The organism is Bifidobacterium asteroides, assembly GCF_009683175.1.
Classification (GTDB): Bacteria; Actinomycetota; Actinomycetes; order Actinomycetales; family Bifidobacteriaceae; genus Bombiscardovia; species Bombiscardovia asteroides_H.
This window is the reverse complement of record NZ_WKKW01000009.1, coordinates 1-12,570: the sequence shown is the minus strand read 5'-3', so window position 1 is coordinate 12,570 and position 12,570 is coordinate 1. Positions and strand designations below refer to the sequence as shown.

Genomic DNA, 12,570 nt, shown 5'->3' with positions numbered 1-12,570 from the left:
GGTACGCCGGCGCTCTACTAAAGGTACGCCGGCGCTCTACTAAAGGTACGCCGGCTGGTTCTACTAAAAGTACGCTGTTGGGCATGAAAGATCCGATGGGATGTATGACAGGAAACCAGCGAGGTGCCCACTGATCATTGCAGTGTTGTTGTGGGAGTTTTTGGAGCAAAGAGTCGACTCTGCTGGTGCTGCGAGTGAGTGAAGAGACGGAATGAGACGGGCTGAGGGTAATGGAACGGAGGTTATCCTTGTTTAAATTCCATGGGCTCTATTGGTATCTGGTCCCAGTCCTCGTCGGTGCTTATTGGGGGTGTGGCCAGGACATCATAGCTCTGATCAGATGGGAAGTCTTCGACTTTCACAGTCGATTTGCTATCCTTCTTCTGGGACAGGGGGTTCGCTTCCTGATGCAGCGTATCCGCGTGATCGGAGCACTTGGGCTTTGGAACGACGCTGACGGGAGACCGATACAAGCGGAGTCCGCCTTTCTCAATGCTGTAATGAAGCCTGCCCTCTGCACCGGCATCGGCCAGGGCCGCGTTCCAGAGAGCGGTCACATGCTTCAGCGACTGTTTGAATCTGGTGACGAAGTTTCGTGTTTCAGCGTAGTTCGAGCCCATTTGGTTCTGGAGCGATTTCCAGGTGATAAGCGGGGTCTGGTAGGCGTGTGAATGGTTGAGCGCGTATATGCGCTGCGACAGCCATGCGTAGATGTCGAATTCCGCGCCTCGGCCTGTGGATGTGAGGATCTCCACCATGTCAGCTGAGAGCGGGGTGCTTTTGGCCATCCTGTCCCAGGTCTCCTGGGTGAGCTGGATGTATGAGCCTTCGGTAACGCCGTTCTTGGGCGTGTAGCGGGACCACCCTATGTGGGATTCCTCGACCAGAGTGACCTTTTTGGTGTCCTGCCAGATGGTCTCGGTGGTTGTTTTCATTTCGGTTATAGTCATGTCGAAGTAGGACAGGGCGCCGATCTGGCGTTTGAAGTCCTCGTAATCGGTTTTGCGGGGCTTCCGTTGGATGCCCAGGTCCTCCATCAGCTGCCGCAGTGTGGAGGGGAGCATGATGACGCGACTGGTGTTGTGCTTCTTCTGGCGCACGACTTGGGTGCTTATCCACACCATGAGCAGCCTGGCCTTCTTCCCGTACGGCCAGATGTGGGTGATGCCCTTCCCCGGAGTCGTTACGGTCTGCGGGTGGAGGACGTAGGTCCGGCTGCCGTTGACGCGCACCCATTCGGCTGCGTCAGGCCCGGGGTTGCGGATGGGCAGGGATATGCGGCAGAAGTCGGGCATCAGGTAGACCCGGCGCTGCCTGTTGAGCTGCTTCCATTGCGGCCCGCCCATGGGCCGAGGATTCTGACTGGCGAATTCTTCCATAAGGAGATATACTCTCTATTGCTTAGATTTGTTCCCCGCTCTGTTTCCGGCAGGCGGGGATTTTTCTTACTAAATTCAGTATACCTACGCAGTGACGGTTCTTGTCAAAGGGGCGGGGCTCAAGGTTTCCGCTCGGCGTCCGCTGTTTGTTTCTGTGCTGGCGGGTCATCTTTGACTTGTCGGCGAACCGGTTTAGGGCGTCCTTGTCCTCGTTGCAGTGGTAGCTGTTCATGCATTGCTCCAAGCAGAATCACTGGATCCTCCTCTTGCCCTTGGACCGGCAGGTACGGCTTGCTGCATCAACAGGCAACGCCCCACATAAAGGCTGTTGATCTCGCTTGTTTCGTGCATTGGTTCCCGCGCAGATTTTTGATTTTGCACATGTCCTTGCAACCGAATTTTGTCGAATTCGCGCATCGTGCGCAGAATTTGGCGTTATTTCAACGATAACGCTGGATTTTACACATTTTAATGCAAGAAGTCCATCTCTTGAATTTGGTCTGATTGTGGCTTGTCTGGACGTGATTTCTGTCTGCGCTGGTTGGTGCACTTGGGGTGTGTTGATTGATGGTGATTTCGTGATTACTGGTGGGTCTGATGCTTGGGTGGTTACGTTTGGTGGGCTGTGATTGCTGGTGTTCTATGGATGCGGTGAGATGGTTTTGGGTCCTTTCTGGGATAACGGTGGAATGCCCGCTTCGGGCTGCAGCAGTTCTTCCGGTGCGCACGCCCGGCTCTGTTCTTTCCTGCCGGCTCCGGCAGGCTTGTACCGCGTGCATAGAGGTGGAGAATCTGTTCACCATGATGGCCCAGGACCGGCTGGCCGTCCTGGACATGCCCTGCGGAATCACCTACGCGCAGCTTCTTCCCGCCGCATGAAAAAGGGCACCCCAGGAATTCCAATCTTCATGGATTCCCGGAACGCCCTTACATCCTCCCGCGTCGGCCGTCAAGCTGCTGTCGGCCGCTTGTCCGTGTTCTGGAGGTACCAGGCGACAGCCTTACGGATGATGGCGGATTTGTTTGTGCCCTCCTGCTTGGCCAACTGGTTGGCCTTGTCGTCCAGATCCTTGGGCACCCGGATCTTCCAGGTCTTCCGTGCCACCTGGGTGGCCTCGGCCCGGCGCAGGCGCATCTGGTCGAATTCCGTATGAAGGTCCCGGAAGAACTGGTCCTTGTCCACATCGCGGTTCGGATCCATGTGCCGTACGGAGCCTGGTACGACGTCCAGGCGCTCCCCGCGTTCGGCCTTGGCGGCCAGCTCTTCCATCTGCCGACGCTCCTCTTTCGTCTTAGACTCGTACTCGTGTGCAAGCATGATGTTTACCTCGGTTTTTCTCTGATTGTTTATTTGTCGGTCTTGTTTGGCCGTCTACCGGTCGTGCTTGTTGGCGGGTCCGGTCATCTTGAGCGTTTGAGCTCCTCTCTCCTACCTTCTATCTATGTGGTACTACACTGACGACCTACAGTAAAGGATTACGTTCTTTTTCTGGTTTTCCCTTGGTTTTTCATACGCGGCCTTGCTGTGGCGGGCATCCTCCTCAAGGATTCGCTTCAGCTTCGGATCCTTTGACCGAAAACCTAATATGCTTTTTCGCGGTTCTGACAGCCCGTCCGCACGCACACCCGGCCCTTTACCCATGGTATGGGCGTACGCTCCCCATATGTCTTTATGATAAGGGCCATGGCAGGCGAGGAAGTGTCTCCGGAGGACAGGGCCAGGGTCGAGCGGATGGCCGGCAGCGTCATCGACCAGCTGCTAGCGGGCCAGCGGGTGACCCTGATCGATGAGGACTCCCCCAGGGGCCGCTACCTGCATGCCCTGATCGAACAGCGCCGGCAGGAGCACCTGATCGACATAGGCCGGTCCATGGGGCACCTGGCCTGAGTCACCCGCGAGCAGGACCAGCAGACCAGGGAATGGTATGCCAGCCGTCGGGCCATCTACGCCAGGCTCCAGGCCAGGGGCCGCCGCTGGTGACCGGACGCCCGCATGCCGGTTATCCACCAGGCCAAATACGGGCCTGGCGCCGCTTCCTCAATTGAATAGAGGAAGCGGCGCATAGAATTCTGACCAGGCGTTGTTGGATTATGTCGTTAGCATCGAAGGAAGAGGGAGGCATCCATGACCAATCAGCAGACCAACAGCAAACCTGGCGGCAATGCAGCGAACGATAATCAAAAACAACCGCCTCAACGGACCCTTGAACAAGCCCAGCAGAGGTACGACGACCTGAAAGACCAGCGCGACAAGCAAATGGACCATGCGCAGCGCCTGCTCGGGCTCTGCGCACTATCCGGCTTCATCTCCCTCTTGGCGAAGCCCACCTGGGCGACCATTAAAAATTATGCACAACTATGGTTGCTCACTGGCTGTATTGTTATACTGCTGGGCATTGTAGTTTTTGTCGCTTATGTGATTATCAATGATCTATATAACCCCATAAAGACCCCCATGCTGTTAGGCACAGCAACACAGGTGCAATCACCGCAATCAGGCACCACAGCACAGACCGGCACCACAGCACAGACCATCACCGCAGCACAGACCGTCACCGCAGCCCAGACCGTCACCACAGCACAGACCGTCACCGCAGCACAGACCGTCACCGCAGCACAGACCGACCAGCAGACACCGGCCGGCACCGCAGCACAGACCGTCACCGCAGCACAGACCGACCAGCAGACACCGGCCGACCAGCAGACACAGGCCGGCACCGCAGCCCAGCCCCAGGCACGATCCACGGTCGACGAATCTGATGCCCTCATTGATGTGTGGGAGGAACAGTCCGATAAACTGGAAAAACTTAATGACAGACGGAGAAAAATAATTATCGGTGCTTATGCTGCTTATACTTTTGCTCTTGATGGAATCATTGTTTGTCTTTTCCCCGTGTGATCCGAGAAGGAGAGCAGCCGGGCGAGGAATCTTGTAGCCTGGTCTTATGATTTTCCTATGGAAGTCCATCAACTAGGGAAAATAGAACCTGCAATAGAGCTAGACATCCAAAATACCGGGGATCAATCGGCGCCGGAGCATCAGCAGAGCGCGCCGCAAGCGGGGCAGGAGGGGCAGAAGCTCTACACGGTGTTCGTGGGCTCGACCTACAAGGACATGAAGGACATCCGTGCGGCCGTGCTGCAGCGGCTGAACTCTTCGAAGGAATACAAAGCGATCGGCATGGAAGACTTCACGGCCGCCGACGGAAGACAGCTCGAATACATCAGGGACAGGCTCAAGGACACTGATATCTACGTGCTTATCCTAGGCGGCAGGTACGGCAGCCTCATACCCAAGACCCGACCGGGCGAAGAGGATAAGAGCTATACGCAAAAGGAGTATGAGATGGCCATGGAAGACCCTGATATCAGGGTGCTGGCCTTCTTGTGCCGCAAACCCGGGGATCTGCCTGAGAAGAAACGCTGGAAAGACGATAAGGAACACGAACTGCTCACAAAATTTATAGACAAGGTGAAAGACGACCACACGTTCATGTTCTGGGACATCGAAGACAGCCCGGAGAAGATCGCCGGCGACGTCTACCAGTCTCTGAGCCAAATGGACAAAAACGTCCTGCGAGGCTGGGTCAGAGGAGCATCGGGCTCCTCGGCCAAATAGGCCCATCTGGGCCCGGACAAGCGGCGCCGTCCCGTCAGCGGCAGGAGCGGCGGGCGCTTTAAGCCGGCATGGCTGTTCCTTCAGATGCCCGCCTGGTGCTGCTCCTTCTTCCCTGCCCGCCCGATCGCCTTGTAGATGGTGCTTCGGCTGACGTTGAACCTGGCGGCTATCTCCTTGACGGTCACGGTCCTGGAGTCGTACAGCTGGCGCACCATGGCGACGTCCTTGTCGGAGAGCTTGTAGGGGCGGCCTCCTTTCCTGCCGCGCGCCCTGGCCGCCGTCAGGCCGGCCATGGTGCGTTCCCGGATCAGGTCCCGTTCGAACTGCGCCATGACGGCGAACATGTTGAAGACCATCACCCCGCCGGACGTGCTGGTGTCCATGTTCTCGGTCAGGCTGCGGAACCCCACCCCCTGCCTGCGGAACCGGTCCATCAGGCCGGCCAGGTTCTGCACGCTGCGGCCCAGCCTGTCCAGCTTCCATACCACCACCGTGTCGCCCTCGCGCAGCGCCTCCAGCATCCGATCCAATTGGGGGCGGCTGGCCTTGGCCCCGGAGGAATGATCGACGTAGATCCTCCCGCAACCCGCCTTCCTCAGCGCGTCGGTCTGCAGGTCCTCGCTCTGCTCAAGCGTGCTCACCCTCGCATAGCCGATCAGCATGCGCCCTCCCCTCAAATCAGTCTATCTTTCCATACGATTATCATACATAGATTAAAGAACAAGTAAACCGACAGATACGCAGCATTGATTCTTCAAATAAGCATGACGAGCCGACTGTATATGAAACGGTCGTTTATTGAACCCGCATTGCTGCGTCGCTTTTAATTTGCTTTTCTACGTCATTTTGATCTGACGAATTCAAGTGACTTTCCCGCGTCGCTCCGACGTGACGACTTTAGGTGATTTTCCTGCATTGCTGTAACATAACGGCACTATCGCTGTTTTTCGCGTTGTTTCGTGATAATATGCGTATACACCAAAAATCAATCTGGCGTTTTTCGGAAGGTGCCCTTCAAACACCTGGTTACCCGGAAAACGGTGAAGGCCCCCGGCTCGATACCGGGGGCCTTCTGCATGCCGTGGGGTTTCTGTCGCAGAAGTACCCATCGCATATGCAAGACCCCGGCTTATCCTGCCGGGGTCTTGAAAGAAAGGCGGAGGGGACGGGATTCGAACCCGCGGATCAACTTCACCAAAAATCAATCTGACGTTTTTCAGGCGTCTGCATTCGACCACTCTGCCACCCCTCCGTTTGGGGATCCATGATGCCCAGTGGTCTTCTTTTTGGCTGGTTTCTAGTGTATCACTGCTCTACCACCATATGTAGTGTCTGACGTTTGAGATCCGGAAAAACCGTAAGGCAGGGTGGTGTCCTATGTCGGCTCAGCGGCCGGCCTGGGGGTCTTCCTTGTCCATGCGCTCCTTGCACATGTCGCTCAGGAGGGTGGACATCGAGGTCTCGTGGTCGAAGCAGTAGAGCCGAAGCTTCCTGTAGAGGCTGATGGGCAGGTAGACGGCGACCGGCTTCTTGCGTTGCTTCCTGTAGCCGGCCCCGAGTGTGCCTTCGTGCCGTCCTATCGGATGTTTAATGGTCGTTTACGAAGCGACCCCGGCCTTATGGTCAAGGTCGGGGTCGGCAAATTCCATCCATTGCTGGCGATTGTCGGAATTTGATCCTGCTTTTGTGCTTTGCTGCCTCCGTCCTATGATTTCAGTCCTTGCTCGTTCTGAAGGATATACAGGCTGTTAATAAGTAATGCAATTTGCTTAATGTTTGAGCCGCATAGGCTCGGCCTCGGCATCCCAATCCTTAGTGGCCTTTTCCCAGAACTCTTTATTGTTCGCCAGTCGTTTATCTCGTTCGCTCACTACCTCCACCCTCTCTACGGTGTATCCGTAGCTGGTCTCCATCACCCGGTACAGGCCCTTCCCGTGCTTCCCAAGAGAGATTCGATTGCGTGCATCCGTACTCACCAGAACAGGCTCTTGCATAGTCGAAGTCATATGTGTCTCCTCAGCATTTTGTTCCACCATTTCACACCGCACACCTTTGCCATATGTCGGTATCGTGCTATTACTCAGTGTAACAACTTGCTCAATGACACACAAACAATATCCTCATTATGGTTACACTTAATCAAGTGATACAATATGTTCTTGTTACAAGTGCTTCAATGTGACAAAATGGTAGAATGTACAGTATGATCACATTAACGAGGGTGCGCGCCACCCAAAGGGCGCAGAAACAGTACGAGTATTACTACGCCAACGACTATTACCTCGCCCAGGAGATGTACCGCGTCCTGGAGCTTCTTGATGAAGGGCCCATCAAATGGGCCCATGAGCAGCAGACCGAGAAAGGACTCGCACACTGGGTACGGGTCGATCTGCCCGGAGCAGACAAGAAGTCGTACGGCATAGTCTGGAGGGAGATGGCCGACGGCACCGCCAAGGTCACGTACATCGGCCTGATCCCCTAGACAGGCGTCGCCACTTGCGATCCCGGCCCCGGCTGCCAGCGTGGCCGGAGCATGGACCACGCTTGCGGACCCGACCGTTCCCCCGCCGTTGATCAGGAAAAGGCCGCGGCCCTTTTCCGGGTCGCGGCCGGTTTCTTATGCTTTAGGACAATGGCATCCGGAAGCAGGTCAATCCCTTCATCGGGAATCTGCTAATCTTCTGCCTTTTCCTGCCCGTTCCTGGATGAAGTCCGCCAGGACGGAGCGAACCAGCGCCGAGGAGTTGTGTAGGTTCTCCTCCCGGGCGATGTGCTTCAGGGCTTCCTTCATGGCCGGCGTGACCTTCACGCGCAGTTCCACGTTGACGGGTCGGCGCTCCTCTTCGCGGGGCCGGCCGGCGAAGATATTCATCAAATCCTTATCCGTCAGGGCCGGAGCACCGGGATCCCTGTACACCGCAGTCCCCGGCGCGGGCTTCAGCTCGCCCCGGTCAGCCATTGCATCAAGCTCCTCGCTTGTATAGCTCACCTGCGTTTTCCTTTCTTATTTATCGGGAGACCGCCATCTCCGGGCCAAACGGTCCGGGATGGCGGGTCCTTCAGCAATCCGCCGTCATCTGCGATACAGCAAATGCCTCCACCTGTCGGTGAAGGGCATGGCGTGGAATGCATGCAGAAAGCCGTCCGCACGCTTGGCCACGATCACCTCGATGGCGTTATGGGGCGAGCCCCCTTCATGCCTGGGGCCAACGAACGCGAATGTCGGCTTTTCAGGATTGCCCAGAGTTTGTTGGAAGCCGAAAGGGTGGCGGACGGCGTACCTGATCTCCTCATCCTTCAAGCCATGCTTGCGAGCAGATTCGTCGACCTTTACAAATTCAAAAGATCGCATTGTTTTTCCTTTTATTGATCTGTTGTCATTCTCAAACCACCTCGGTATTTTTCGTTACTGCATCACACGATATTCCACCTTAGTACTCCACTTAATGACTCCTACAAATTACTCCATTAGAGAATATTCTCCCCTGCTTTCTACTTGTCGAAGCTTGACTGAGGCACTAGGGCGAAATACGCCGTCTTACCACTGCACGAAAACTTCCGACAGGTGAGGTGAGCTATGCTCTCCAGCCGGGAGAACTGCCATTCCATCTCAACCGGGGAGAACAAGCTAATTTACTATAAGATGATTTATATATTTTTTATTTTATTCATTATTTAATGTTTTCTTGTCATTACTTCGAGGTATGTGAAGCCACGGGTAGAGAAAATGAGAATATATAAAAATTTTTTATTTTTTTTAATGCAAGTTTTGTTTATTCTTTCTTTTCTTCATTTTCTTCAACCCACTTCCTGATAGCTTGTTGCCCAGCTTCCGCCATTTTCATATGCTTACTAGTCGCGACGAGCTTCATGCGCAGTTTGAGGTCGGCATCCATTTTGAAGCTCAGGGTCGTCAGATTCTGCACGTCTTCCGACACCTGCCGGCTCGGGTTGTAGATGTCCTTGGCGGTCCGTGGCTTGCGTGATCTGAGATCCTGGGAGTATGCGCGGTTGTTCTTCATCGGTTTCCTTCCTTCATTCTGGCGATGTCCTCTTTCAGCTCCACATAGGCGTCCCCATATTCGTAGAGCTTGCTCGGGGCGCTACCCATGGCCCTCTTGATGTCCTGACGCATGGGGATTACCGTCTCAAATCGGGGCATCGCCTGAGCCCCCTGGTGCTCTGTATCATCGAGCATGGCGACGGTCTGGCCGAACGCCCTAGTGTTCCTCTGTGCCCTGGTGACCAGCACGGCGCAGGGCTTTTCCGGAGGGATGATGTCCATGACAGCCCGCACCTGCTGCAGATCCATAGGAGAGTCCGAGGTCGGGATGATGATGTAGTCGGCTATGCGTATGCAGACATCAATGATCTTCCCGCTTGGCGCAGCGTCAATGATCGTCCATTTGGAATCGTCGGGCTTGAGCCGCTCCAGATTAACGATGTTGGTTATTGCCACGGGGAAGGGAAGAGGCGTACCTGCGTCTTCAGCGGCGTACGCCCACAATGAGGCATGGCCCTGCACATCGGCGTCGAGCACTTCCACGGGTTGGTCGTTTCTGGACGCCGCCAAAGCCAAATAGATGGCGCTGGTGGTTTTCGTCACCCCACCCTTGGCGTTGATAATGGGTATGCGCATGAGACCTCCATAGAAAAGATATTCACAACCATGAATATAGTATAATATTTTCATGAAAAAATTATAATATTTTTTACTACGGTTTCTATCTCTCCTTTTTCTGAAAACTAGCACAGAGAGTGGAACCTACCGTCTAACCATCAGAAGCGACCGTCTAAGCAGAATCCATGATTTAGGCTCACCTACTAGAGGGAAGGACGCTGCTCGCCAGGTCGATTACAACCTGTATAAAGTATTTATACTTTATACTGTAAATATAAATTTGTCAAGCTACGTTGACTTTTCAGGAGAAAAATAGTATTGTTGCAATTTGATAAAGTATTTATACTTTATCAAACAAACAACGATTTGTCAACCCGCGCGGACAAGAAGGTGCCAAGCAATGAGTCTGCAGTACATTTTTTACAAGAGATTCAGACCAAAAGACATGCATGACGCGGTGATTTCCGAAAGTAGCGATTTTAACTACGTCTTGAATATGAATTCGATCAAAAAAGTCTATCAGTCCCTGCAGAGGCATGAGTATCTGCCGCAGCGAACATCGCTGACGCGCTTCAAGGGTTACATCCTGTCTCCTGATACTGATCTGTTCACGGAACTGCATCTGGTCAGGAAAACTGACGGCAAACAGATTGTCCGGTTGATACCCAGAAGCCGTCCAATCTCACCCTTCGCCATAGCTCTCTCTCTCGCCCCAAATTCCTATATTTCGCATTATTCCGCGCTTTATCTGCATGAGCTGACATTGAATATTCCAAAACCCATCTATGTCAAGAAAGGAAGGAAAAAGCCTAAGAAGCATTATCAAAAGACGACGAAACTGACACAGGAGCAGCTTAATCTTGCATTCTCCAAACCTGCGAGGACAACCAGCAACATATATACATTCGAGTATGAAGGTGTGACGCGAGAGATTTATCTACTTGATAAATCCGCCACAGTCGATACCGGCATAACCAAGATTCCCTCCCAGCGTGCCCCATCCGGCTTGCCTGTGAGTAGCGTGGAAAAGACGCTGATCGAGTGCGCCATCAGAACGAATTATGCAGGCGGGGCTAGTGAGGTACTTGAGGCATTCCGCAGGGCGAAGAATCGTTTGAGGATTCTTAGGATGATGCAGCTGCTCATGGACGGGGACTATCTGTTCCCTTATGAGAAGAATATACTTTTTTATATGGATAGGGCGGGTTACTCCGAACACCAGAAGGAACTGGCCAGAAGCATGGAAAAACCGGATAAGAAAAAATTAATCACCTATCTGGAAGCTGGCATGTGCAGTAGGCAGCTGGATTCGAAGATTGGAATTTACTATCCGAAAGGCATGGGAAACAAATGACCAATTCAACGACCACAGACCCGGAGAATATCCAGCGCATCATAGAAATGGCCCTACGAGCTCTGTTCTCGATAGATGAGCTGGCCGGGAAAATCGCATTGCACGGCGGACAGGCGATGATTGCTCATAATATCAGCCACCGCTCCTCCCAGGATATAGATCTGTTCATTCAGGAGAACTCGGTCACAGACCAGCAGGTAGACCTCATCAAAGAGGCCCTTAATGAAGAATTCCGCGATTCCAACCTGGAGGTGCGAAGATTCCGTAGTTTAAATCTTCCTATTGACGGCACGCCCAAAGTACAGAAGAAAATCACAGCTACTATCGCGGAGAAGAGCCAACCAAATAAAGCTGTTCCGCGTTTCAATGGACACAGAGGTCTCGACATCGAGATATCTCTCAACAATAACATGCTTTACGTGACCCAAGTCAACAACAAGTCGAGAACGCCCATAACAGTCGCCACATTAATCCGTATCGTGTACGAGAAGGTGATCTCCTTGTGCCAGAATTCTCCGAGCTATCGAGCGACACACCCGAAAAGGGGAAACTCCAACGGCCTCCTAAGAGCCAAGGATATATTCGACCTGTCCTCAATTCTTACGGTCAGGCCTGAGCTGCGGAACAAACTGGCAATCGCTGTAAACATTAATTATCTGAAAACACTGATGAAAGAGACTGGAGTTGAAAAGAGTGATCTGGCCAACTTGCTACAGGATATGGCCAAGCAGGAGAACCGCTACCGGGCGGAATATGATACAGTGAATACAACTCTGGTACCGGTCAACGAACGCATAAGCTTCCAGGATGCGAACAACAAGGTGCAGGTTTTACTGAAGACGCTATTAGGTAAATTGTAGAACCTTATCTGTCCGGACAATTAGATTAACAGGCTGCGGTAAGGTGAAGCTGTCTGTCGACATACACTTGGTGTCTTGGTTCGTCCACCTAAAAGCAAACAAATTATAGGTCTGGGAGTAGGCAATTCATTCTTGAGGCCACCCTATGTTGATTGCATTCCTTCTGATAACTCCTGTTTTCAGCCTGCTCTGATTTATTACGTCGGAAACACAGAGCCCAGCCTGGCGTTGAATCTGTTATTTCCCTGATTCTATTTCTATGCATATGTTTCGTATATCTGTTGTCTCTTTAATGGTGACAATGCTGTCAAAAATGAAGCCCATGAGCTGTTGGTCGAAAATATAATGTGTCTAAATGGTGTTCTAAGGGTGTTTGGCTGGAACGGAAGCGCTCTCTTGGTCTAACTGTCAAGAGCTTTGGTGAGATAGAGATACCAGTAGCCTTGGAAATGAAAATCGTGTCGGAGATATTTATTGTGGGGCCATCTAGATTTGCCTGGCGGGATTCATCCGGGTATTGCTTTCGTTCTGCTCCTGTAGAGGCCAGTGTTTGTGTCTTCTTAGCAAGGTTTTGATATTTTCCGTCTATTATATGTTTGATTTAGTTGATGACTATATGATAGCTAGATTTCTATATGGGGGGTACCTGAGTCCTTATGATACAAGGCGTTTCAGGATTATGGCTCTACTAAAGGTACGCCGGCGCTCTACTAAAGGTACGCCGGCGCTCTACTAAA

At 52.9% G+C, this 12,570-nt stretch carries 16 protein-coding genes and 1 tRNA gene; 8 read left to right on the top strand and 9 right to left on the bottom strand.

Annotated features, from left to right (window positions below; genetic code table 11):
* Positions 1-242: 242 nt before the first annotated feature.
* Complete coding sequence (locus GKC41_RS08595) at positions 243-1,379, bottom strand: replication protein RepA (protein ID WP_154313843.1); 1,137 nt, start codon at positions 1,377-1,379, stop codon at positions 243-245.
* A gap of 338 nt (positions 1,380-1,717) precedes the next feature.
* On the opposite strand from GKC41_RS08595, the gene GKC41_RS08590 reads away from it, so the two are divergent.
* Positions 1,718-2,008, top strand: coding sequence for a hypothetical protein (locus tag GKC41_RS08590; RefSeq protein WP_154313842.1), 291 nt, complete (start codon positions 1,718-1,720; stop codon positions 2,006-2,008).
* Between the two features lie 320 nt (positions 2,009-2,328).
* Here GKC41_RS08590 and GKC41_RS08585 read toward each other — a convergent pair whose 3' ends face one another.
* The gene (locus GKC41_RS08585; RefSeq protein WP_154313841.1) at positions 2,329-2,697 is read right to left on the bottom strand and encodes a ribbon-helix-helix protein, CopG family; all 369 of its coding nucleotides are present in this window, start codon (positions 2,695-2,697) and stop codon (positions 2,329-2,331) included.
* 366 nt (positions 2,698-3,063) lie between these two features.
* Here GKC41_RS08585 and GKC41_RS08580 point away from each other — a divergent pair, with 366 nt between their 5' ends.
* The 3 genes from GKC41_RS08580 (at position 3,064) to GKC41_RS08570 (ending at position 4,998) form a co-directional block, all read left to right on the top strand.
* Complete coding sequence (locus GKC41_RS08580; protein ID WP_154313840.1) at positions 3,064-3,267, top strand: hypothetical protein; 204 nt, start codon at positions 3,064-3,066, stop codon at positions 3,265-3,267.
* A gap of 237 nt (positions 3,268-3,504) precedes the next feature.
* Positions 3,505-4,278, top strand: a complete 774-nt coding sequence (locus GKC41_RS08575; protein ID WP_154313839.1) for a hypothetical protein — start codon at positions 3,505-3,507, stop codon at positions 4,276-4,278.
* A gap of 57 nt (positions 4,279-4,335) precedes the next feature.
* Positions 4,336-4,998, top strand: a complete 663-nt coding sequence (locus tag GKC41_RS08570; RefSeq protein ID WP_154313838.1) for a DUF4062 domain-containing protein — start codon at positions 4,336-4,338, stop codon at positions 4,996-4,998.
* A gap of 80 nt (positions 4,999-5,078) precedes the next feature.
* Here GKC41_RS08570 and GKC41_RS08565 read toward each other — a convergent pair whose 3' ends face one another.
* Both GKC41_RS08565 and GKC41_RS08560 read right to left on the bottom strand, forming a co-directional pair.
* The gene (locus GKC41_RS08565) at positions 5,079-5,660 is read right to left on the bottom strand and encodes a recombinase family protein (protein ID WP_154313844.1); all 582 of its coding nucleotides are present in this window, start codon (positions 5,658-5,660) and stop codon (positions 5,079-5,081) included.
* A gap of 495 nt (positions 5,661-6,155) precedes the next feature.
* A tRNA-Phe gene (locus tag GKC41_RS08560) sits at positions 6,156-6,250 on the bottom strand.
* Positions 6,251-6,461: 211 nt separating this feature from the next.
* Here GKC41_RS08560 and GKC41_RS08555 point away from each other — a divergent pair.
* Positions 6,462-6,674, top strand: coding sequence for a hypothetical protein (locus tag GKC41_RS08555; RefSeq protein WP_154313837.1), 213 nt, complete (start codon positions 6,462-6,464; stop codon positions 6,672-6,674).
* Positions 6,675-6,767: 93 nt separating this feature from the next.
* Here the strand turns inward: GKC41_RS08555 and GKC41_RS08550 are convergent, their stop codons facing one another.
* A complete protein-coding gene (locus GKC41_RS08550) occupies positions 6,768-7,034 on the bottom strand; it encodes a hypothetical protein (RefSeq protein ID WP_154313836.1) in 267 nt (88 codons plus the stop codon).
* 167 nt (positions 7,035-7,201) lie between these two features.
* Between GKC41_RS08550 and GKC41_RS08545 the strand changes: the two genes are divergently transcribed.
* A complete protein-coding gene (locus tag GKC41_RS08545) occupies positions 7,202-7,480 on the top strand; it encodes a hypothetical protein (protein WP_154313835.1) in 279 nt (92 codons plus the stop codon).
* A 177-nt stretch (positions 7,481-7,657) separates the two neighbouring features.
* Here the strand turns inward: GKC41_RS08545 and GKC41_RS08540 are convergent, their stop codons facing one another.
* From GKC41_RS08540 to GKC41_RS08525, 4 genes are all read right to left on the bottom strand, one after another.
* Positions 7,658-7,987: a hypothetical protein gene (locus tag GKC41_RS08540; RefSeq protein ID WP_154313834.1), complete on the bottom strand. Its 330-nt coding sequence runs from the start codon at positions 7,985-7,987 to the stop codon at positions 7,658-7,660.
* Positions 7,988-8,071: 84 nt separating this feature from the next.
* On the bottom strand, positions 8,072-8,350 hold the full coding sequence (locus tag GKC41_RS08535; RefSeq protein ID WP_154313833.1) for a hypothetical protein: 279 nt from the start codon (positions 8,348-8,350) through the stop codon (positions 8,072-8,074).
* Positions 8,351-8,771: 421 nt separating this feature from the next.
* Positions 8,772-9,020 carry a hypothetical protein gene (locus GKC41_RS08530; RefSeq protein WP_154313832.1) on the bottom strand — a complete coding sequence of 83 codons (249 nt, stop codon included), beginning with the start codon at positions 9,018-9,020 and terminating at the stop codon, positions 8,772-8,774.
* Complete coding sequence (locus GKC41_RS08525; RefSeq protein WP_195760236.1) at positions 9,017-9,637, bottom strand: ParA family protein; 621 nt, start codon at positions 9,635-9,637, stop codon at positions 9,017-9,019. Before GKC41_RS08525 ends, GKC41_RS08530 begins: the two co-directional genes overlap by 4 nt.
* A gap of 382 nt (positions 9,638-10,019) precedes the next feature.
* On the opposite strand from GKC41_RS08525, the gene GKC41_RS08520 reads away from it, so the two are divergent.
* Both GKC41_RS08520 and GKC41_RS08515 read left to right on the top strand, forming a co-directional pair.
* Complete coding sequence (locus GKC41_RS08520) at positions 10,020-10,973, top strand: type IV toxin-antitoxin system AbiEi family antitoxin domain-containing protein (RefSeq protein WP_154313830.1); 954 nt, start codon at positions 10,020-10,022, stop codon at positions 10,971-10,973.
* Positions 10,970-11,833, top strand: a complete 864-nt coding sequence (locus GKC41_RS08515; protein ID WP_154313829.1) for a nucleotidyl transferase AbiEii/AbiGii toxin family protein — start codon at positions 10,970-10,972, stop codon at positions 11,831-11,833. The genes GKC41_RS08520 and GKC41_RS08515 overlap by 4 nt, the downstream gene beginning before the upstream one ends.
* Positions 11,834-12,570: the final 737 nt, after the last annotated feature.

Excerpts from the sequence above, each read along its gene's own strand:
- GKC41_RS08595 (WP_154313843.1), bottom strand. The coding sequence starts at position 1,379 with ATGGAAGAATTCGCCAGTCAGAATCCTCGGCCCATGGGCGGGCCGCAA.
- GKC41_RS08585 (WP_154313841.1), bottom strand. The coding sequence starts at position 2,697 with ATGCTTGCACACGAGTACGAGTCTAAGACGAAAGAGGAGCGTCGGCAG.
- GKC41_RS08580 (WP_154313840.1), top strand. The coding sequence starts at position 3,064 with ATGGCAGGCGAGGAAGTGTCTCCGGAGGACAGGGCCAGGGTCGAGCGG.
- GKC41_RS08575 (WP_154313839.1), top strand. The coding sequence starts at position 3,505 with ATGACCAATCAGCAGACCAACAGCAAACCTGGCGGCAATGCAGCGAAC.
- GKC41_RS08570 (WP_154313838.1), top strand. The coding sequence starts at position 4,336 with ATGGAAGTCCATCAACTAGGGAAAATAGAACCTGCAATAGAGCTAGAC.
- GKC41_RS08565 (WP_154313844.1), bottom strand. The coding sequence starts at position 5,660 with ATGCTGATCGGCTATGCGAGGGTGAGCACGCTTGAGCAGAGCGAGGAC.
- GKC41_RS08550 (WP_154313836.1), bottom strand. The coding sequence starts at position 7,034 with ATGGTGGAACAAAATGCTGAGGAGACACATATGACTTCGACTATGCAA.
- GKC41_RS08545 (WP_154313835.1), top strand. The coding sequence starts at position 7,202 with ATGATCACATTAACGAGGGTGCGCGCCACCCAAAGGGCGCAGAAACAG.
- GKC41_RS08535 (WP_154313833.1), bottom strand. The coding sequence starts at position 8,350 with ATGCGATCTTTTGAATTTGTAAAGGTCGACGAATCTGCTCGCAAGCAT.
- GKC41_RS08530 (WP_154313832.1), bottom strand. The coding sequence starts at position 9,020 with ATGAAGAACAACCGCGCATACTCCCAGGATCTCAGATCACGCAAGCCA.
- GKC41_RS08525 (WP_195760236.1), bottom strand. The coding sequence starts at position 9,637 with ATGCGCATACCCATTATCAACGCCAAGGGTGGGGTGACGAAAACCACC.
- GKC41_RS08520 (WP_154313830.1), top strand. The coding sequence starts at position 10,020 with ATGAGTCTGCAGTACATTTTTTACAAGAGATTCAGACCAAAAGACATG.
- GKC41_RS08515 (WP_154313829.1), top strand. The coding sequence starts at position 10,970 with ATGACCAATTCAACGACCACAGACCCGGAGAATATCCAGCGCATCATA.